This is a genomic window from Microbacterium sp. 71-36, from assembly GCF_001898305.1.
GTDB lineage: Bacteria > Actinomycetota > Actinomycetes > Actinomycetales > Microbacteriaceae > Microbacterium.
Genome location: NZ_MKTP01000006.1, coordinates 85,227 through 104,430 on the forward strand (window position 1 = coordinate 85,227; position 19,204 = coordinate 104,430).

Here is a 19,204-nt window from a genome sequence, read left to right on the forward strand (position 1 = left end):
GCACGCTAGCGTCGTAGGGTCACGCCGACCGCCGACGACCCGAAGCCTTCGTCGCGCTCGGCCGGGGGGACACGGGACGGAGCCACGGTGCAGGACGACGACCTTTCCGGGGCGGAAGGCGACGGAGACGGCGGGGCGAACGACGCCCGCCGCATCCGCGTGAGTCGACGCGGCCTCCTCATCGGCGGTCTGGCGGTGGTCGGTCTCGGCGGCGGTGCGCTCCTCGCACGCCAGTTCCGGCGGGGCGGTCCGCCGGTCGGGGCGTGGATCCCGCTCCGGGCGATCCCCGCACCCGCGGTTCCGGCCTCGCCGTCGCCGGCGCTCGAGCCGGCCGGCGTCGATACGAGCGTGACGATGTGGGCGCACGCGGACGACGACATCATCTTCGCCAACCCGGAGCTGTCCGACGCGATCTCCCGCGGCGCCACCGTACGCGCGGTGTACGTCACCGCGGGCGATGCCGGAAAGGGCCTCGACTACGCCCGGGAGCGCGAGGCCGGCATCCGTGCGGCGTACGACCTCATGCGAGGTTCCACCGCCGAGTGGGACGAACGTCGACTGACGCTCCTCAGCGGTGCCGTCGTGACGCGATTCGTGCCGACCGATGAACCGCGACTGTCCATCACCGTCCTGCGGCTCCCCGACGGCGGACTGAACGGGAAGGGCTTCGCCGCCACGGGCGACGCGGGGCTCACCCAGCTCGTCAACGGCGGGGTCGCGGAGCTCGCCCCGATCGACGGCTCGCCGGCCTACGATCTGCCCCGGCTGACCGCGACGCTCGCCGAGCTCCTGGCGGCGGCGCAGCCGCGGCGTGTCAGCACCAACGTCCCGCACGAGAGCGCCTTCGCCCGCGGCGACCATCCCGACCACTCGTGCGTCGGCTCGCTCGTGCGCGCGTCGGCACCCGTCGTCGGCATCCCGGTGGAGGCCATGTCCTACTTCCTCGGGTATCCCTCGCAGGACCAGCCCGTCAACGTCACCGGCGAGGCGCTGGATGCCAAGGTCGAGGTGTACCGCACCTATGCCGCCGACGACCCGGTCGTCCGGTGCGCGGAGGCGTCGACGTGCCTGGCGCAACCCGGTTTCGGCGACTGGCTCCGACGGACCTACCCCAAGTCCGAGGCGGAGTTGCGGCTGTCCTGACCCGGGCTCAGCCCTCCGGGGTGCGGCGGGGGAGCGACACCGCGAGTCGGAAGGCCCCGCCCGGTTCGCTCGAGGCCGCCAGGCGGCCCCCGAGCAGTTCGGCCCGTTCCCGCAGCCCTCGGAGCCCGGCTCCGCCCGAGGGCAGGGCCAGCGCGGGTTCCGTGGGCGCGTCGTTCTCGATCACGACGTCGATGGTCGCGGTCGACGTGCGCACGCTCACCCGCACGGCGGCACCGGGAGCGTGCTTTCGGGCGTTCGTCAGCCCCTCCTGGATCGTCCGGTACACCGCGCGCTGCAGCGGTGGCGCGAGATCGGTGGTGACATCGGTGACCAGTTCCGCGGGAAGGCCGCTGTCGGCGACCAGCCGAGGCAGGTCGTCGAGGGTCGGTTGCGGTTTGTCGCCACGGGTCGGTGCGCCTTCGGCGCGCAGCACGCCGACCATCTGGCGGAGTTCGTCGAGCGTGCGCACCGCCAGGGACCGGATCACGCCGGCCGCTCCCCGGGCCGCCGGGTCGGGCGACGACACCTGGAGCGCGCCCGCCTGCACGGCGATGAGGCTCACCTGGTGGGAGACGACGTCGTGCATCTCGCGGGAGAGACGGGCGCGTTCCTGGCGCAGGACGTCCTGTTCGTCGCGGAGTCGCTCGGCCGCGCGCGCCGCCGAGAGCTCGGCGACCCGGTCGCTCAGTTCGCTGCGCGTGCGCACCAGTGCGCCCAGGGCGATCGGCGTCGCGGCGTAGAGGAGGGCGTACAGGAGGGAGGGAGCCAGGTAGTCCAGCTCCGGCAGCTGCCAGTCGGGGAGGAGGAAGCACACGAAGGTGACGGCCCCGGCCACCAGCAGCGGCGGGAGGCGTCGCTCGCGCACGGCGACGGAGTACAGCGCGATCGGTGCGGCGATGGTCATGGCATCCACGAGGAGGCCGGGGAGCACCAGCGCGAACGCGACCCAGGGCAGGCGCCGGCGGACCAGCAGCCCGAGGACGGCGACGGCGGCCAGCGCGATCTCGAACGGCGTCCACTCGGGCAGCAGGACGATGACGTCCACGATCGCCGCGCCGGCCAGCGCGAGGTCGGTGACGACGGCGAACCACCGGCTGCGGGTGACGGCCGCCAGACGATCGCGGGCGCCGGTGGTCACCGGCGTTCGCCGCCCCGGCGGGCGCGCTCGGCGATGAGGGCGGCTTCGAGCCGCGTGGAGACCGAGAGCTTGGCGAGGATGGCGCTGACGTGGTCCTTCACGGTTGCGCCGCTGAGATGCAGGCGCTTGCCGATCTCGGCGTTCGACTCGCCCGTGGGCAGGTGTTCGAGCACGTCGCGCTCGCGCTCGGTGAGCAGCGCGACGCGCTCCACGGCGTCGGGGTCCGGCGCGCCGACGTAGCCTTCGACCAACGTCCGCGAGACCTGCGGGGAGAGCACGACGCCACCGGCGGCGAGTGAGCGCACCATGGCCGCGAGGTGCTCGGGCGGGGTGTCCTTCACGAGGAACCCGGAGGCGCCGTCCTGCAGTGCGCGGGCGATGTGCTCGTCGGTGTCGAAGGTCGTCAGGATGCCGATGACCGGCCGGTCCGGGTCGTCGCGGAGGTCGGCCAGCACGTCCAGACCGCTGCGTCCCGGCATCCGGATGTCGAGGAGGACGACGTCGGGACGTTCGCGTCGGATGGTGTCGACGGCGCCGTCACCGTCGACCGCGGCGACCACCTCGATGTCGGCGGCGGCGCCGAGGATGAGCTCGAAGCCCGAACGGACGAGGGCCTCGTCGTCGACGACTACCACGCGGATCACGTCTGTCACCCTACGTCGCGGCGGGCCGGGACGCCCGCCCCGGAACGCGAAAGGGGATGCCGGGCGACCGGCATCCCCTTTCGCGCTGCGGGTCAGTCGTCGGAGACCGTGACCGTCACCTCGATGTTGCCGCGCGTGGCGTTGGAGTAGGGGCAGACCTGGTGCGCCTCGTCGGCGAGCTGCTGGGCCTGGTCGTGCTCGATCCCGGGCAGGACGACCTCGAGCAGCACGGCGAGCTGGTAGCCGCCCTGACCGTTGGGGCCGATCTGCACGCGACCGCCCACCGACGAGTCCTGCAGCTTCACCTTGTGGCCGCGGGCGACGGCGTGGAGGGCGCTGTGGAAGCACGCGGCGTAACCGGCGGCGAAGAGCTGCTCGGGGTTCGTGCCGTTGCCGGATCCGCCCATCTCCTTCGGGACGGCGACGTCGAGGTCGAGCTGGTCGCCGGCGACGACGTGACCGTTGCGGCCCTCTCCGGTGGACAGGGCTTCGGCGGTGTAGAGGACGTCCATGGGTGGGTGTTCCTTTCTCGAGGACGAACGGATGCCGGACGGCACACGTGGGCAGGGGGCGGACGCGCGGGGCGTCCGGTGATCAGGCGCGCGTGGTCCCGGTGACCACGTCGAGGACGGTCCGCGGGTGGTCGCGCAGGTCGCGCATCGCCACCGTCAACTGCTGGAGGGCGCGGATCAGCTCGTGGGCGCTGTCGGCGTCGGGGATGCCGGATCCCACGGCGATGCATCGCGGGACGTGGGCCAGCTCGTCGCGCATCTCGCGTCCGCGTGCGGTGAGCGACACCGTGACGACCCGCTCGTCGTCGGCGCGGCGCTCGCGGGTGACGTACCCCGCCGTTTCCATGCGAGCGAGCATCGGCGAGAGCGTGCCGGAGTCGAGCTGCAGGGCGTCGCCGAGTCCGCTGACGGTCTGATCGCCGTCGTTCCACAGGGTCACCAGCGCGAGGTACTGAGGGTACGTGAGATCCCACGGATCGAGGAGGACGCGGTAGGCCTGCGTGGTCGTGCGGCTAGCCGCGTACAGAGCGAAGCAGACGAGGGAGTCGACGGCGGGCATGGGAAAAGAGTTGCACACAATTTAGTTGCGCACAACTTGAATCGAAGAGAGTCGCGGAAGTCAACCCCTGCCACGAAGCCGGGCGCACCCGCACCATGGGTCGCATGACCCCCCGCAGCGACGCGAGCGCCGTGGCTTCGTCGAGCTTCCCGCTCGACGGCGATCGGGACGTCTTGGCCATCAACGGGCACCACTTCGATCTCGCCGTCCCGGGCGTGCCGGGCCTCGCCGAGCCCGCCTGATCGGCCTCGGCTCAGCGCTCGACCGTGCCGTCGGCCACCGCGACCGCGACCGTCCCGCCGTCGACGAACTCCACCGACCAGGCTGCGTCGGCGCCGGAACGCAACGCGACCTCCGCGACGCTCCCGTCGCCGTCGTGCGCGGCCACCGCGACGCGGATGCCGTCGGCCAGCGTCGTCGACGCCGAGGCCAACGCCGCGCGGTCCTCGCTCTCGACCTCGCCCTCGTCCCGACGGTCGGTCACCGTCGGGCCGGCGAGGTCGACATCCACCTCGACGGCGCGGTCGCCGGCCGCCACGTGCACCTGGGCGGTCGCGTCCTCGATCTCCACGTCGAACGCCCGTCCGCCGGCATCCGATTCCGCCAGCACGACCGCGGCGATCACCTTCTCGTACCCGACGTCGACGGTGGCGCCCGTCCCGCCCGCGGGGGCGCAGGCCGTCAGGCTGAGAGCGAGGCCCGCGGGAGCGAGGGCGGCGATGAGGGCGCGAGGGGATGCCATGGCGCGAGGCTAGTGACCGGACCGGAACCGAGGTCGGTCATTGCATCGCGCCGGGCGATGTGCCAGTTCATGGTCGTGATAGCAACCGCGGCCAGCCGCGTCAATGGCGGCCGCGCACCCAGGTCGGCGTCCGAGCATGACCGGCATGAGCGAGATCACCGCACACCACGGACTTCTGACCGACATCGACCTCCACGTGGACGACACCGGCGGGGCAGGGCGCCCGGTCGTCCTGATCCACGGCTGGCCCCTCTCGGGCGAATCGTGGGCCCACCAGGTCCCCGCCCTCGAGGGCGCAGGCTACCGGGTGGTCACCTACGACCGCCGAGGTTTCGGACGCAGCGACAAGCCGCGCACGGGCTACGACTACGACACGTTCGCCGACGATCTGCACGCCGTCCTCGAGGCCCGGGGCCTCCGCGACGTCACTCTCGTGGGCTTCTCGATGGGTGGGGGAGAGGTCGCGCGCTACCTGACCCGCCACGGCGCCGACCGGGTGCGCAGCGTCGTCTTCGCCGCCGCGGTTCCGCCGTACCTCGCCCAGACCGACGACAACCCCGAGGGTCCGCTCGACGCGGACACCGCTGCCGGGATGGAGAAGGGTCTCAAGGACGACGAAAAAGCCTTCTACCACCAGTTCACGACCGACTTCTTCTCGGTCGACGGAGCGCTCGTCGTTCCCCCCGCCGAGCAGGCCGAGGCCGAGCGTCTCGCGAACCAGGCCGACCACCACGCCGCGCTGAAGGCGATGGAGGCGTTCGCCACGACCGACTTCCGCGACGACCTTCGCAACGTCTCGGTCCCCGCGCTCATCCTGCACGGCGACAGCGACGCGACCGTCCCCTTCGAAGGGTCCGGGAAGCGCACCCACGCCGCGATCCCCGGCAGTGAGCTGCATGTCGTGGCCGGTGCCCCGCACGGCGTCAACGTCAGCCATGCCGACGAGTTCAACCGTGCGCTGGTGGACTTCCTCCAGCGCTGACCCGTCACCGCGCCCTCGATCTCGCCCGCGATCCCGCGGAGGGCAGTGACCACGCCCCCGGCACCACCCCGGTGCCGGGGGCGCTGTCGCGTGTCCGGAGGCGGGATCGGACCGATCGCGAGACGCGCGGCTCCGTTTTGGTCCTGGCATCCGGATGGCGTAAGCTCTCCCTTTGGTGCCTGCCTCACTGCGAGCGGGTCGCCCGAACGTGAGCCCTCCACCGGCCCTGTTCCTCCGTCGTCGATGGGGCAACGGACCACCGGAGCGGGATTCACGAACTCCTCCGTTCGATCAAGAAAGCAGCACTACTGTGACGCGCACTTTCACCCCCAAGGCCGCTGAGGTCACGCGCGAGTGGGTCGTTATCGACGCCACCGACGTCGTCCTCGGCCGTCTGGCCTCGCACGCGGCGGCCCTCCTCCGCGGCAAGCACAAGGCGACCTTCGCCAACCACATCGACTCGGGCGACTTCGTCATCGTGATCAACGCCGACAAGGTCGCGCTCACGGGTCAGAAGCTCGAGAAGAAGAAGGCCTACCGCCACTCGGGTTACCCGGGCGGCCTCAAGTCGGTCACCTACAACGAGCTCCTCGAGAAGAACCCCGAGCGGGCCGTCGAGAAGGCCGTCCGCGGCATGCTCCCCAAGAACAGCCTCGGTGCGGCGCAGCTCAAGAAGCTGAAGGTCTACCGCGGCGCCGAGCACCCCCACGGCGCTCAGCAGCCCACCGCGTACACCTTCGACCAGGTCGCCCAGTAAGCGCCGCCGGAAAAGGACGAAACAGTGTCGAACATCGACTCCAGCAACTACAGCACCGAGACGCCGGCCGAGCAGACCGCCGTCGCGGCCGAGCGCCCCGTTCTCTCGGTCCCCGGCGCAGCCGTCGGCCGTCGCAAGCAGGCCATCGCCCGCGTGCGCCTGGTCCCCGGCTCCGGCACGATCACGGTCAACGGCCGCACGATCGAGGACTACTTCCCGAACAAGCTCCACCAGCAGCTCATCAACGACCCGTTCACGGTCCTCGAGCTCGCCGGCGCCTACGACGTCATCGCCCGCATCTCCGGCGGCGGCCCCTCGGGTCAGGCCGGCGCTCTGCGCCTCGGCATCGCCCGTGCGCTCAACGAGATCGACGCCGAGAACAACCGCCCGGGTCTGAAGAAGGCCGGCTTCCTCTCGCGCGACGCCCGCGTCAAGGAGCGCAAGAAGGCCGGTCTCAAGAAGGCCCGCAAGGCGCCTCAGTACTCCAAGCGCTGAGTTCGATCCTCCGTATGCCTCTTTTCGGCACGGACGGGGTGCGGGGGCTGGCCAACGGCCTCCTCACCGCCGAACTCGCGCTGCACCTGGCCCAGGCGACTGCTGTCGTCCTGGGCCAGGGCCGTTCTGCGGAGACGCGCAAGGCCGAAGGCCGCCGCCTCACCGCAGTCATCGCGCGCGATCCGCGGGTCTCGGGAGAGTTCCTCTCGGCCGCGGTCGCCGCGGGTCTTGCCTCGTCGGGCGTCGACGTCCTCGACGCGGGTGTCATCCCCACTCCGGCGACGGCGTTCCTGATCGCCGACCGCGATGCCGACTTCGGCGTCATGGTCTCCGCTTCGCACAACCCCGCCCCGGACAACGGGATCAAGATCTTCGCGCGCGGCGGCACCAAGCTTCCCGACATCGTCGAGGAGCGCATCGAGCGCGCCCTCGAGTGGGAGCGGCTGCAGCCCACGGGCGCGGGCGTCGGTCGCATCCGTCGCTTCGCCGACGCCGAAGACCGCTACGTCGTGCACCTTCTCGGCTCGCTTCCGCATCGGCTCGACGGCATCCACGTGGTGCTCGACTGCGCCCACGGCGCGGCCGCGGGCGTGTCGCCCGAGACCTTCCGCGACGCCGGTGCGACCGTGACCGTCATCGGTGCCGACCCCGACGGTCTCAACATCAACGACGGTGTCGGCTCGACCCACCTCGACGTGCTCGCCGAAGCGGTCGTGCGCCTCGGCGCCGACGTCGGCATCGCGCACGACGGTGACGCGGACCGGTGCCTGGCCGTCGATGCCGACGGCAACGTCGTCGACGGCGATCAGATCATGGCGATCCTCGCGGTGGCTATGAAAGAGCGCGGTGCGCTGGTCGACGACACGCTCGTCGCGACCGTCATGAGCAACCTGGGCCTCCATCGCGCGATGGCGGAGCATGGCATCCGCGTCCTGCAGACGGCCGTCGGCGACCGCTATGTGCTCGAAGCCATGAACGAGGGACGGTACTCGCTCGGTGGCGAGCAGTCCGGCCACGTCATCATGAGCGACTTCGCCACCACCGGCGACGGACTACTGACGGGCCTGCACATCGTGGCCGAGATGGCGCGGCAGAAGAAGACCATGGCCGAGCTCGCCTCGATCATGACCGTCTACCCCCAGGTGCTGGTCAACGTCCGCGGCGTCGACCGCGATCGGGTGTCGGACGACGTGGTGCAGGAGGCCGTTCGTGCGGCCGAAGCGGAGCTGGGCGATTCGGGCCGCGTGCTGCTGCGCGCGTCGGGCACCGAGCCGCTCGTGCGCGTGATGGTGGAGGCGGCGTCCGAGGGTGTCGCCCGCGCCCACGCCGACCGCCTCGCCGAGGTCGTGCGCGAGCGTCTCGCCCTCTGACGCACGGCCTTTCCTGCGCACCGCGTCGCGGGGCCGGGATCCGCTGACTTCGGGAGAATGCTCGCCCGGCCACGCTGCGCGCGTACATAGGGCCGAAGTCAACGGGAGGGTGTGCGCCGACGCACGCGAGCGACATCTCGCTGACTTCGGGCGAATGCTCGCCGGGGATGCCGCGCGCGCGTACGTTCGACCCAAGTCAACGGAATACTGGGTACCCGCCCGCGGGTCAGTACTCCAACGACTCGATGTAGCGCAGAAGGACGCCCTCGCGCAGCGCCCACGGTGAGACCTCGAGCTCGTCGACGTCCATCGCCTTCATCGCGCGCTCGACCACGATCGCGGCCGCGACGATCTGGAACGTCCGGTCGGCGGTGATGCCGGGCAGCGCCTCGCGGGCGTCCGCCGGGATCCGCGCCAGGCGCGGGATCCAGTCCTTGAGCTCCCGGCGGGGCAGCACCATCCGGTCGATGCCGGACCATCCCGGCACCGGGTACCCCGCGAGCTTCGCGAGCGAGCGGATCGCCTTCGACGAGCCGATGACGTGGTCCGGGCGGGGGAGGGCGGCGAAACGCTCGGCGACGGGGGCGAGCACGTCCATCGCGTGTCGGCGGAGGGCGTCGATCTCGTCCTCGCTCGGCGGGTCGTGGGGCAGGAACTGCACGGTCGAGCGTCCGGCGCCCAGCGGCACCGACTCGGCGAGTTCGGGCAGCTCATCGGCGCCGCCGGCGATCTCGAGCGACCCGCCGCCGATGTCGAACAGCAGGATCTGACCGGCCGACCACCCGAACCAGCGGCGCACCGCCAGGTAGGTGTACCGCGCCTCGGTCTCGCCGCCGAGCACCTGCAGAGGCTGCCCGAGCACCTCCTCGATCTGCGCGATGACCGCCTCACCGTTGGTCGCCTCGCGCACCGCGGATGTCGCCGTCGCGAGCAGCTCGTCGACCCCCTCGGCCCGCGCCGTCTCGCAGGCCTGGGTCACGGCATCCACCAGTCCGGTGACGCCCTCGGGAGAGATCGAGCCGTCGGGCTCGAGGTACCGCATGAGGCGCAGCACCGAGCGGTGCGAGGTCGTCGCCGTGGGCCGACCCCCCGCGCGCGCGTTCGCGACGAGCAGGTGGACGGTGTTGGAACCGATGTCGAGTACCCCGAGTCGCACGCTCCGAGCGTAGTGGGAGGCCGCGGGTAGCATGAGCGGGTGTCCGCCGCAGAGACCGCCGCTCCCGCACCGTCGCTGAGCCCCTACCGTCAGATCGACCGCGCCGACTGGGCTCGCATGGCCGGCGGCATCGAGCAGCCGCTGACCGAGACCGAGGTCGTGCAGCTGCGCGGCATCGGCGACCGGCTCGACCTTCGCGAGGTCGCCGAGGTGTACCTGCCCCTCAGTCGCCTGCTGAGCCTGTACGCCCGCGCCACGCGTCGGCTCGGCGCCGACACGAGCGCGTTCCTGGGCGAACCGGATGCCACGACCCCCTTCGTCATCGGAGTCGCAGGTTCCGTCGCGGTGGGGAAGTCCACGATCGCGCGTCTGCTGCGCGAGTTGATGAGCCGCTGGCCGGACACGCCGCGCGTCGAACTGGTCACCACCGACGGGTTCCTCTATCCCAACGCCGAGCTCGAGCGGCGCGGCCTCATGGACCGCAAGGGCTTCCCCGAGTCGTACGACCGTCGCGCGCTGGTGGAGTTCCTCAGCGAAGTGAAGTCCGGGGCCGAAGAGGTGCGGGCGCCCTTCTACTCGCACGTGCAGTACGACATCATGCCCGACGCCCACGTCACGGTGCACCGGCCCGACGTCGTGATCATCGAGGGGCTCAACGTTCTGCAGCCCCCGCCCACGCCGAACGACGTCGCGGTCAGCGACCTGTTCGACTTCTCCATCTACGTGGATGCCGATGCGGCCCACATCGAGCGCTGGTACGTCGACCGCTTCCTGGCGCTGCGCGACAACGCGTTCACCAACCCCTCGTCGTTCTTCCGCGTCTTCGCCGACATCAGCGACGAGGAGGCAGTGTCCCGGGCGCTCGGCTTCTGGCGGGAGATCAACCTCCCCAACCTCGAGGAGAACGTCCTCCCCACCCGGCATCGGGCCAAGCTCGTGCTGCAGAAGGGGGCGGACCACACCGTCGATTCGGTGCTGCTGCGCAAGCTCTGAGCGCCCCCGGCCCACGGGGGTTCCCCCAGGCGCGGCCCCGTAGACTCGGAAGCTATGTGCGGAATCATCGGATACGTGGGTCCTCGGCCGAGCCAGGACATCCTGCTGGCGGGTCTGTCGCGGCTGGAGTATCGGGGCTACGACTCCGCCGGCATCGCCGTGATCGACGGCGACGGGGGCCTCGGCATGCGCAAGCGCGCCGGCAAGCTCGCCGTGCTGCGTGACGACCTGGCATCCACGCCGCTGGCCGACGGCACGACGGGCATCGGGCACACCCGCTGGGCGACGCACGGCGGTCCGACGGATGCCAACGCGCACCCGCACCTCGCGGACGACGACAAGCTCGCCGTCATCCACAACGGGATCATCGAGAACTTCGCCGAGCTCAAGAGCGAGCTCGTCGGCGAGGGCGTGACCTTCCGCAGCGAGACCGACACCGAGGTCGCCGCCGCGATGATCGGCCGCGAGTACGCGCGCACGGGGGATCTGGTCTCGGCGTTCCGTGCCGTGGTGTCGCGCCTCGAGGGTGCGTACACACTGCTCGCGATGCACGAGGACCACCCGGGCCTCGTCGTCGGCGCCCGCCGCAACTCCCCGCTCGTGATCGGCCTGGGCGAGGGCGAGAACTTCCTCGGCTCCGACGTCGCCGCGTTCGTCGAGCACACCCGCAAGGCCCTCGCGATCGGTCAGGACGAGATCGTCGCGATCACCCCCGGCGGCGTCGAGGTCACCGACTTCTCCGGCGCCCCGGTCGAGGTCGAGGCGTTCGAGGTCACGTGGGACGCGTCCGCCGCCGAGAAGGGCGGATGGTCGTCGTTCATGGCCAAGGAGGTCTCGGAAGAGCCCGAGGCCGTGGCCAACACGATCCGGGGTCGCATCCACGAGGGCCGCGTCGAGATCCCCGAGCTCGACGGCATGGACGAGTTCCTCGCCGACATCGACCGCATCCTCGTCATCGCGTGCGGCACCGCCGCGTACGCCGGCATGGTCGGCAAGTACGCGCTCGAGACGTGGACCCGCGTCCCCGTCGACGTGGAGCTCGCGCACGAGTTCCGCTACCGCGACCCGGTGCTCTCGCCCCGCACGCTCGTCGTCTCGATCAGCCAGTCCGGCGAGACCATGGACACGCTGATGGCGGTGAAGTACGCCCGCTCGCGGGGCGCCAAGACCCTGTCGATCTGCAACACGCAGGGAGCCACGATCCCGCGCGAGTCGGACGCCATCGTCTACACGCACGCCGGCCCCGAAGTCGCCGTCGCCTCGACGAAGGCCTTCGTCGCGCAGATCACCGCGCTCTACCTGCTCGCGCTGCACGTCGGCCGGGTCCGCGGTGCGATCGATCCCGTCGTCGCCGTCGAGGCGGTCACCGAGCTCGAGGCCGTCCCCGGCAAGATCGCGCGCGTGCTCGAGACCGAGCAGGCCCGCATCGAGCAGCTCGCGCACTGGATGGCCGATACCCGGTCGGTGCTGTTCCTCGGCCGCAACGTCGGGTACCCGATCGCCCTCGAGGGTGCGCTGAAGCTCAAGGAGCTGGCGTACATCCACGCCGAGGGCTTCGCCGCGGGCGAGCTCAAGCACGGCCCCATCGCGCTGATCGAGCCCGGCCAGCCGGTGTTCGTCGTCGTGCCGTCGCCGCGCGGTTCGGGCGAGATGCACAAGAAGGTCGTCTCCAACATCGAGGAGATCCGCGCCCGCGGTGCCCGCGTCATCGCGATCGCCGAAGAGGGCGATGTGGCCGTGCTGCCCGCCGCCGACGAGGTGCTCCGCATCCCGCTCGCGGCCCCGATGTTCGAGCCGCTCCTCGCCGTGGTGCCGTTGCACATCTTCGCCATGGGGCTCGCCGAGGCCAAGGGCCTCGACGTCGACCAGCCCCGCAACCTCGCGAAGTCCGTGACGGTCGAGTAACACCGCACGTTCTCGGGGTCGGATGCCGGTGGCATCCGGCCCCTTCTTCGTCGTGTGCCGACGCGGGCTCGCCGTGGCACCGGCAGAATGGACAGGATGCCAGGGAAGGAGGGCGCATGATCGTCGGAATCGGCGTCGACCTGGTCGACGTGCCGCGCTTCGAGCAGCAGCTCGCGCGGACCCCGCGCCTTCTCGAGCGCCTCTTCGCGCCGGCGGAGCGGCTGCTCAAGCCCCGCTCGCTGGCCGCGCGCTACGCCGCGAAGGAGGCGCTGATCAAAGCCCTGGGCGGATCCGACGGGGTGTACTGGACCGACATCGCGGTGACGCCCGAGCCCTCGGGCCGTCCGACCTTCACCCTCACCGGTGAGACCGCGGCGACGGTGTCCGCGCGCGGGATCACGGCGCTGCACCTGTCGATGTCGCACGACGCGACGCTCGCCACCGCGTACGTCATCGCCGAGACCGGACCCGCCGCATCCGAGGCCGGGCCCGCGGAACCGACCCGGGAGGGCGTCGCATGAGGATGGCATCCGGAGTCCTGCGCGAAGCGCTGATCGACGTCGACGCGATCGCGGAGAACGTGCGGCACCTGCGCCGCTTGACCGGCGTCGAGGTCATCGCCGTCGTCAAGGCCGAGGGCTACGGGCACGGGGCGCACCGTGCGGCGCTCGCGGCGCTGCGCGGCGGGGCGACCCGCATCGGCGTCTCCGACATCGACGAGGGGCTCGCGCTGCGGCGTCGGGGGATCCGTGCGCCGCTGTTCGCGTGGCTGCACGCGCCGGGGGCGTCGTTCGCCGAAGCCGTCCGCGAGGACATCGAGCTCGGCATCTCCGACATCGACCAGCTGCTGCGCGCGGGCGACGCCGCGCAGGGCGACCGCCCCGCCGCCGTGCACCTGAAGATCGAGACGGGTCTGTCCCGCAACGGCATCGCCCCGGCCGACTGGCGCGTGGTGTTCTCCGAGGCCGCGCGCCTGGAGCGGATCGGGCGCCTGCGGGTCGTGGGGCTGTTCTCGCACCTGTCCAACACGAGCGAGGCCGACGATCGCGCGGCGCTGGCGCGGTTCGAGGAGGGCGTCGTGCTCGCCGCGTCCGCCGGGCTGAACCCGCCCCTCCGGCACATCGCCGCGACGCACGCCGCGATCGCCCTGCCCGAGGCGCGGCTGAACGCGGTGCGCATCGGCATCGGCATCTACGGCATCTCTCCGTTCGACGATCGCTCCTCGGCCGACCTGGGCCTGCGGCCCGCGATGACGCTGCGCGGCGCGGTCGCGGCGGTGCGTCGCGTGCCCGCCGGCACCGGGGTCTCGTACGGCTACGCGTACCGCACCGAGACCGACACCACGCTGGCCCTCGTGCCCCTCGGATACGCCGACGGCGTGCCGCGGCAGGCGTCGGGCCGCGGCCCGGTGACCATCAACGGCCGACGCTTCACGGTGGCGGGCCGCATCGCCATGGATCAGTTCGTCGTCGACGTCGGCGACCACCCCGTCGCCGTCGGCGACGAGGCCGTGCTGTTCGGCGACCCGACGCTCGGCGTGCCGGCGGCGCGGGACTGGGCGGATGCCGCCGACACCATCGACTACGAGATCGTGACGCGCATCGGCGCACGCGTGCCGCGCCGGGAGGTGGGCGCATGAGCGTTCCCGACGAGCTGCTGGGCGAGCGCGAGGTCGCCGGCCCCGCCGACATGGAGGAGCTCGGGCGTGCGCTCGGGCGCGCGCTCGGACCCGGCGACGTGGTGGTGCTGACCGGTCCCCTCGGCGCCGGCAAGACGACGCTCACCCGCGGAATCGGCGAGGGGCTCGGCATCCGGGGTCCGGTCCAGAGCCCGACGTTCGTCATCGCGCGGACGCACCCGTCGCTCGTCGGCGGAGCTCCGCTGGTGCACGTGGATGCCTATCGCCTCGGCGCCGCGGTCGAGCTCGACGACCTCGACATCGACGTCGACCACTCGGTCGTGATCGTGGAGTGGGGCCGCGGCGTCGCCGAGTACCTCGCCGACGCGTGGTGGGAGATCGAGATCTCGCGGCAGACGGGCGGTCGCGGCGTCGACAACGCGTGCGGCGAGATCGCCCCGCACACCCTCGACCTGGATGCCGACGCGCCGCGGACGGTGACGATCTCGCGGAGGCCGTGACGGCTCACGTCGGCTGGCGGTCGCGCGACGCGCTCGAGCGGCGGTCGGGCTCGGCGGTCCAGACGTCGCGCAAGGCGCGCAGCGTCTCGTACGCCTGCTCGACGTGGGCGAGGTGACCGCTGTCGTCGAGCACGGTCTCGCGGTAGCCGGGGATGCGCCGGCGCGCGTCGCGCGCGTCGTGGGGCCTGGCGAAGACGTCGTGGCGACCGCGAACGGCCCGCACGGGCGCGATGATCCGCTTCCAGGCGGCGTCGTCGTGCGTGCGGGCGGCGCGCGCCGCCGAGAGGAACGCGGCGGGGCGGATCTCGTCGGCCAGCGCACCCGAGACCACCGGGTCGACGCGATCCGGATGCCGGAACAATGGGCGCGCCAACACGCGCAGCGCTCCGACGCGGCGCAGACCGTGCAGCAGCGGAGGGGCGAGCGGGCCGAGACCGCGGAGGATGCCCATCGCCACGACCATGCCGCCGAACGCGGGGAGCGTCAGCCATCCGGTCAGCGGGCGCCGCACCACGGCGCGCACCGCGGCGCCGGTGGGGGAGACGAGTCCGACGGCGACGGTCTGCGCCGGGAATCGTGCCGCGACGTCCAGGGCGATCACGGCGCCGAGCGAGTGGCCGACGACGCGCCACCGGGGGTATCCGAGGGCGCGGGCCACCGCGACGACCGCCTCCGCGGCATCCTGCGGCGAGGGTGCCGGGCCGGGGGACTCGCCCCACCCGGGCAGGTCGACCGTGATGACGTCATCGAGCGGGATGCCGAGTCGATCGGCCGCGCTGAGGAGTGGCATCCACGTCTTCCATGACCCTGCGGCACCGTGCAGCAGCAGTGTCGCGACCGTGCCGGCCGAGCGTCGGCCGGTGTGCGCGACGATCGGCCCGGCAGCCGTCGGCACCACCAGTCGGCGCAGGTGTCGTTCCATGCTTATTGTTCGGAGCCGAGCGACTCGTCGGATGCCTGCAGAACTCCGGCAATTCCGCCCGTCCGCAGCCAGCGATGCGCAGTGCGGCGCCATCCGCAGGAGTTGTGCTCGGCGAGCACCGACCCACCGCCCGCGGCAACGGTGTCGGGCGCCCCGGATACCCTGGAACGGTGATCATCGGCATCGACAGCTCCCTCGGCACCGCGGTGGCGGCGATCGCGCGCGACGGCGAGGTCCTCGCCGACGAGCAGAGCGAGAACGCCCTCGGGCACGCCGAGGTCATCGGCGATCTGCTGAGCCGCGCCCTCCAGGCTGCGCCCGAGCCGACGCACGTGGCGATCGGCATGGGGCCCGGGCCCTTCACGGGCCTGCGTGTCGGCATCGCCACGGCGCGCGCGTTCGCGCTGGGACGCGGCATCCCGCTCGTCCCCGTGCCGAGCCACGACGGCATCGCCCTCGGCGTCCTGCTCCGAGACGCCCTCACCGGCACCGAGACCCCGCGCTTCGCCGTCGTCACCGACGCCCGTCGCAGGGAGTTCGCGTACAGCGTCTACGACGGCATCGACGACGACGGGCTCCCGATCCGGATCCTGGATGCCGCGCTGAGCCCCCGCGACGAGCTCGACGCCCGTCTCGCCGAGCTCGAGGCCGTGCGCTATGACGCGACGGGGGTCTCGGCCGCGATGATCGCGCTCGCCGCCGCCCGCGCGCTCGACGCCGGTCGCGCGCTCGCCGGCTCCGAGCCGCTGTACCTCCGCAGCCCCGACGTCGTCGCCGCCCACGCCCCGAAGCGGGTGAGCTGATGCCCACTCGCACCGCGACGCTCGACGACCTCGACGCGATCATGGCGCTCGAGCACGCCTCGTTCCCGACCGACGCGTGGAGCCCGGCGATGATGCGCGAAGAGCTCGCGTCGCCGCACGGCTGGTACGTCGTCGTCGAAGAGGCCGGTCGCCTCGTCGGCTACGCGGGGCTGCGCGCCGTCCGCGGGGCGAGGGATGCCGACATCCAGACGATCACGATCGCCGAGACCGCTCGCGGTCGCGGGCGCGGCCGTGCGCTGCTGACGGAACTGCTCGACGAGGCCGCGCGGCGCGACGTGCACGACGTCTTCCTCGAGGTGCGCGCCGACAACCCCGTCGCGCAGGCGCTCTACGCGTCGGAGGGTTTCGCCGAGGTGGGTCGCCGCCCGCGGTATTACCAGCCGGACGACGTCGACGCGATCGTCATGCAGCTCGACCTTCGGGCGTGGTCCGCGCGGCGCACCCCCGACGACACGGCGACAGCAGGAAAGGGATGGTGCTGATGGACGCGCCCCTCGTGCTCGGCATCGAGACCAGCTGCGACGAGACCGGCATCGGCATCGTCCGCGGCCGGCAGCTGCTGAGCAACACCATCGCCTCGAGCATGGACGAGCACGCCCGCTACGGCGGTGTCGTCCCCGAGGTCGCCGCCCGTGCGCACCTCGAGGCGCTGCAGCCCTCGATCGACGCGGCGCTCGCCGAGGCGGGGGTGACGCTCGACGAGATCGACGCCGTCGCCGTCACCAGCGGCCCCGGACTCGCCGGCGCCCTGATGGTCGGCGTCGGTGCGGCCAAGGGCCTCGCGGTCGCGTTCGACAAGCCGCTGTACGCCGTGAACCACCTGGTCGGCCACATCGCCGCCGACATCCTCGACGCCGAGGCCGGCGAGCTCGAGTACCCCACCGTCGCGCTCCTCGTGAGCGGCGGCCACACGTCGCTGCTGCTCGTCCGCGACCTCACCAGCGACGTCGAGCTGCTCGGCGAAACGATGGACGATGCCGCGGGTGAGGCGTTCGACAAGGTCGCCCGCCTGCTGAAGCTGCCGTACCCCGGCGGTCCCGAGATCGACCGCGCCGCCGCCTCCGGCGATCCGACCGCGATCCGCTTCCCCCGGGGGCTGTCGCGCGCGTCCGACATGGCATCCCACCGCTACGACTTCTCGTTCTCCGGGCTCAAGACCGCCGTCGCCCGCTGGGTCGAGCAGCACGAGGCCGCGGGCGAGCCCGTGCCGGTCGCCGATGTCGCGGCGTCGTTCCGCGAGGCCGTCGTCGACGTGCTCGTCACCAAGGCGCTCGACGCGTGCGAGCGCCACGGGGTGCCCCGCCTGCTCCTCGGCGGCGGCGTGATCGCCAACAAGCGTCTGCGCGACGTCGCCCTCGAACGTGCCGCCGCCGCGGGCGTCGCCGTGCGCATCCCGCCGCTCCGGCTCTGCACCGACAACGGTGCCATGATCGCGGCGCTCGCCGCCGAGCTCATCGCGTCGGGGCGCCGCCCGTCCACCCTCGCCTTCGGTGCGGATTCCACGCTCCCGGTGACCGAGATCCAGGTCGCCGAAGATCCGGATGCCGTGGCCCCCGGTCCGCTGCCCGCCCGGGCGGCCTCATGAGCGAGGTGCCGCCGCCGAGCCGACGCGCGCTCAAGGCGACCGAGGCGGGGGCTGCCCCCACGGCCGCGGAGCAGATCGCCGCGGGCGACGCGCTCGACGACCATCGTCTCCCCACCGCGCAGCTGGAGCGTGCAGCGTTCGGCGAGCACATCGTGCCGTGGAGCCCGCCCGCACCCACCGCCCCTCCGTCGGTCGCGCCCTGGGCCCTGGCCGTCGCGATCGCAGCCCTGATCGCGTCGCTGTTCGCGGGTGTCCTGCTGCCGCTCGGCGTGATCGCGATCGTCATGTCGATCATCTCGCTGCGGCGCGCGCACGACAGCCGTCGCGTGGCGATCTGGGCGCTCGCCCTCGCGGTGCTGTCGGTGATCTTCAGCGCCGGGTGGCTGCTGTGGGCGCTGTCGCAGCTGTCACCGGTGTGACCCGCGCAGCTCTCCGAGCATCTCCGACACGATGTCCCGGATGCCGGGATGCTCCGCCGTGCGTCCGACGCGAGGTCCCACCGCCGGACCCGGTACGGTGTGGCCGCCGCCGCGCGCGACGTACAGGGTGACGGGTGGTCGTCCCGCCTCTCGGTGGGCGAGGATCTCCACCGGGACCTTCGCGGACGCCGCGGGCTCGCTCCGGTACGGCTCGACCGTGATCCCGTTCCGCTGGGCGAAGTAGTCCGCCGTCGCGACCGCGGAGAGCGTCCGGCCGCCGATGGAGAAGACCGTGCGCGCCCACCACGGCATCCGTCCACCCTCGAAGGGAATGATCGGGTCGGCCGTACCCGCCACGATCGTCACCGGGACGGGATGGTCGGTCCGGGCGGAGAACTCCGCGCCGAAGTTCTCGCGTTCGGGCATGGTCGCCGCCACGATCACGGCGCCGGCGAGCAGCTCCGCGGCCTCGTGGAGAAGTCGGATGACCATCTGCCCGCCGTTGGAGAAGCCCACCGCGACGACGGAATCGGTGTCGATTCCGTGGCTCTCGGCAACGGATGCCACGACCTCACGGGCGAAGGCGATGTCGTCGACGTTCTCCTTGCGTGCGGGGAAGGAACTCTGGACGCGGGCGTCGTTCCAGTTGCTTCGGTACCCGTCGAGGTAGGCGACCACCGCACGGCCCTCCGTCGCGAGAGAGTCCAGCGCGCGCCCCGTGAAGCGTCGGTGGCTCTCGCCGGTCTGCTTCGACCCGTGGAAGACCAGGACGAGCGGCCGTCCCGCCGGTTCGTCGGCCTCGCCGACCACGACGAATGTCCGGGTTCGGCCGCCGGCCTCGACGTGCGCGTTCATGATCCCCTTCCGCCTCCGGGCCCTCTGCCCCGCGGCGTGGGAGAGCGTATAGATTGACATTGTG

General features: G+C 72.0%; 23 protein-coding genes. 15 read left to right on the forward strand and 8 right to left on the reverse strand.

Going from position 1 to position 19,204, the window contains the following annotated elements; genetic code table 11:
* Positions 1 to 87 precede the first annotated feature (87 nt).
* The gene (locus BGO45_RS14485; RefSeq protein WP_292695419.1) at positions 88 to 1,143 is read left to right on the forward strand and encodes a PIG-L family deacetylase; all 1,056 of its coding nucleotides are present in this window, start codon (positions 88 to 90) and stop codon (positions 1,141 to 1,143) included.
* Between the two features lie 7 nt (positions 1,144 to 1,150).
* On the opposite strand, the gene BGO45_RS14490 is transcribed toward BGO45_RS14485, so the two are convergent.
* The 4 genes from BGO45_RS14490 to BGO45_RS14505 form a co-directional block, all read right to left on the reverse strand.
* Complete coding sequence (locus tag BGO45_RS14490; RefSeq protein WP_292695422.1) at positions 1,151 to 2,281, reverse strand: histidine kinase; 1,131 nt, start codon at positions 2,279 to 2,281, stop codon at positions 1,151 to 1,153.
* Positions 2,278 to 2,925, reverse strand: coding sequence for a response regulator transcription factor (locus BGO45_RS14495; protein WP_076491218.1), 648 nt, complete (start codon positions 2,923 to 2,925; stop codon positions 2,278 to 2,280). Before BGO45_RS14495 ends, BGO45_RS14490 begins: the two co-directional genes overlap by 4 nt.
* Positions 2,926 to 3,017: 92 nt before the next feature.
* A complete protein-coding gene (locus BGO45_RS14500) occupies positions 3,018 to 3,437 on the reverse strand; it encodes an organic hydroperoxide resistance protein (RefSeq protein ID WP_076491217.1) in 420 nt (139 codons plus the stop codon).
* Positions 3,438 to 3,519: 82 nt separating this feature from the next.
* Positions 3,520 to 3,996, reverse strand: coding sequence for a MarR family winged helix-turn-helix transcriptional regulator (locus BGO45_RS14505; RefSeq protein ID WP_076491216.1), 477 nt, complete (start codon positions 3,994 to 3,996; stop codon positions 3,520 to 3,522).
* Between the two features lie 104 nt (positions 3,997 to 4,100).
* Here BGO45_RS14505 and BGO45_RS14510 point away from each other — a divergent pair, with 104 nt between their 5' ends.
* Positions 4,101 to 4,238 (forward strand): hypothetical protein, encoded by a 138-nt coding sequence (locus tag BGO45_RS14510; RefSeq protein ID WP_292695427.1) that lies wholly within the window; start codon positions 4,101 to 4,103, stop codon positions 4,236 to 4,238.
* Between the two features lie 11 nt (positions 4,239 to 4,249).
* On the opposite strand, the gene BGO45_RS14515 is transcribed toward BGO45_RS14510, so the two are convergent.
* The gene (locus BGO45_RS14515) at positions 4,250 to 4,738 is read right to left on the reverse strand and encodes a hypothetical protein (protein WP_292695430.1); all 489 of its coding nucleotides are present in this window, start codon (positions 4,736 to 4,738) and stop codon (positions 4,250 to 4,252) included.
* 145 nt (positions 4,739 to 4,883) lie between these two features.
* Here BGO45_RS14515 and BGO45_RS14520 point away from each other — a divergent pair, with 145 nt between their 5' ends.
* From BGO45_RS14520 to glmM, 4 genes are all read left to right on the forward strand, one after another.
* On the forward strand, positions 4,884 to 5,720 hold the full coding sequence (locus BGO45_RS14520; RefSeq protein WP_292695433.1) for an alpha/beta hydrolase: 837 nt from the start codon (positions 4,884 to 4,886) through the stop codon (positions 5,718 to 5,720).
* 310 nt (positions 5,721 to 6,030) lie between these two features.
* Positions 6,031 to 6,477: a 50S ribosomal protein L13 gene (gene rplM, locus BGO45_RS14525; RefSeq protein ID WP_076491214.1), complete on the forward strand. Its 447-nt coding sequence runs from the start codon at positions 6,031 to 6,033 to the stop codon at positions 6,475 to 6,477.
* A 24-nt stretch (positions 6,478 to 6,501) separates the two neighbouring features.
* Positions 6,502 to 6,972: a 30S ribosomal protein S9 gene (gene rpsI, locus BGO45_RS14530; RefSeq protein WP_076491213.1), complete on the forward strand. Its 471-nt coding sequence runs from the start codon at positions 6,502 to 6,504 to the stop codon at positions 6,970 to 6,972.
* Between the two features lie 14 nt (positions 6,973 to 6,986).
* Positions 6,987 to 8,342 carry a phosphoglucosamine mutase gene (gene glmM / locus BGO45_RS14535; protein ID WP_292695438.1) on the forward strand — a complete coding sequence of 452 codons (1,356 nt, stop codon included), beginning with the start codon at positions 6,987 to 6,989 and terminating at the stop codon, positions 8,340 to 8,342.
* 226 nt (positions 8,343 to 8,568) lie between these two features.
* Here glmM and BGO45_RS14540 read toward each other — a convergent pair whose 3' ends face one another.
* Positions 8,569 to 9,498 carry a Ppx/GppA phosphatase family protein gene (locus BGO45_RS14540; RefSeq protein ID WP_292695441.1) on the reverse strand — a complete coding sequence of 310 codons (930 nt, stop codon included), beginning with the start codon at positions 9,496 to 9,498 and terminating at the stop codon, positions 8,569 to 8,571.
* 39 nt (positions 9,499 to 9,537) lie between these two features.
* Here BGO45_RS14540 and coaA point away from each other — a divergent pair, with 39 nt between their 5' ends.
* The 5 genes from coaA to tsaE all read left to right on the forward strand — a co-directional run bounded on the left by coaA (position 9,538) and on the right by tsaE (position 14,535).
* On the forward strand, positions 9,538 to 10,491 hold the full coding sequence (coaA, locus tag BGO45_RS14545; protein WP_292695445.1) for a type I pantothenate kinase: 954 nt from the start codon (positions 9,538 to 9,540) through the stop codon (positions 10,489 to 10,491).
* Between the two features lie 54 nt (positions 10,492 to 10,545).
* Positions 10,546 to 12,396, forward strand: coding sequence for a glutamine--fructose-6-phosphate transaminase (isomerizing) (gene glmS, locus BGO45_RS14550; RefSeq protein WP_292695449.1), 1,851 nt, complete (start codon positions 10,546 to 10,548; stop codon positions 12,394 to 12,396).
* Between the two features lie 116 nt (positions 12,397 to 12,512).
* The gene (locus BGO45_RS14555) at positions 12,513 to 12,917 is read left to right on the forward strand and encodes a holo-ACP synthase (protein WP_292695451.1); all 405 of its coding nucleotides are present in this window, start codon (positions 12,513 to 12,515) and stop codon (positions 12,915 to 12,917) included.
* On the forward strand, positions 12,914 to 14,035 hold the full coding sequence (gene alr, locus BGO45_RS14560) for an alanine racemase (RefSeq protein WP_292695454.1): 1,122 nt from the start codon (positions 12,914 to 12,916) through the stop codon (positions 14,033 to 14,035). Before BGO45_RS14555 ends, alr begins: the two co-directional genes overlap by 4 nt.
* On the forward strand, positions 14,032 to 14,535 hold the full coding sequence (gene tsaE, locus BGO45_RS14565) for a tRNA (adenosine(37)-N6)-threonylcarbamoyltransferase complex ATPase subunit type 1 TsaE (RefSeq protein ID WP_292695457.1): 504 nt from the start codon (positions 14,032 to 14,034) through the stop codon (positions 14,533 to 14,535). The genes alr and tsaE overlap by 4 nt, the downstream gene beginning before the upstream one ends.
* A 4-nt stretch (positions 14,536 to 14,539) precedes the next feature.
* On the opposite strand, the gene BGO45_RS14570 is transcribed toward tsaE, so the two are convergent.
* Positions 14,540 to 15,457 carry an alpha/beta hydrolase gene (locus BGO45_RS14570; RefSeq protein ID WP_292695459.1) on the reverse strand — a complete coding sequence of 306 codons (918 nt, stop codon included), beginning with the start codon at positions 15,455 to 15,457 and terminating at the stop codon, positions 14,540 to 14,542.
* A gap of 170 nt (positions 15,458 to 15,627) precedes the next feature.
* Between BGO45_RS14570 and tsaB the strand changes: the two genes are divergently transcribed.
* Genes tsaB through BGO45_RS14590 form a run of 4 tightly spaced genes read left to right on the forward strand, consistent with a single transcriptional unit; the run spans position 15,628 to position 18,285 of the window.
* A complete protein-coding gene (tsaB, locus tag BGO45_RS14575; RefSeq protein ID WP_292695462.1) occupies positions 15,628 to 16,260 on the forward strand; it encodes a tRNA (adenosine(37)-N6)-threonylcarbamoyltransferase complex dimerization subunit type 1 TsaB in 633 nt (210 codons plus the stop codon).
* A complete protein-coding gene (gene rimI, locus BGO45_RS14580; RefSeq protein WP_292695465.1) occupies positions 16,260 to 16,763 on the forward strand; it encodes a ribosomal protein S18-alanine N-acetyltransferase in 504 nt (167 codons plus the stop codon). The genes tsaB and rimI overlap by 1 nt, the downstream gene beginning before the upstream one ends.
* Entirely contained in the window at positions 16,763 to 17,866 is a 1,104-nt protein-coding gene (gene tsaD, locus BGO45_RS14585) for a tRNA (adenosine(37)-N6)-threonylcarbamoyltransferase complex transferase subunit TsaD (RefSeq protein WP_292695468.1), read from the forward strand. The genes rimI and tsaD overlap by 1 nt, the downstream gene beginning before the upstream one ends.
* Positions 17,863 to 18,285, forward strand: a complete 423-nt coding sequence (locus BGO45_RS14590) for a hypothetical protein (protein ID WP_292695470.1) — start codon at positions 17,863 to 17,865, stop codon at positions 18,283 to 18,285. Before tsaD ends, BGO45_RS14590 begins: the two co-directional genes overlap by 4 nt.
* Here the strand turns inward: BGO45_RS14590 and BGO45_RS14595 are convergent.
* Positions 18,274 to 19,140, reverse strand: a complete 867-nt coding sequence (locus BGO45_RS14595) for a dienelactone hydrolase family protein (RefSeq protein WP_292695472.1) — start codon at positions 19,138 to 19,140, stop codon at positions 18,274 to 18,276. The two genes, BGO45_RS14590 and BGO45_RS14595, sit on opposite strands and share 12 nt — an antisense overlap.
* Positions 19,141 to 19,204: the final 64 nt, after the last annotated feature.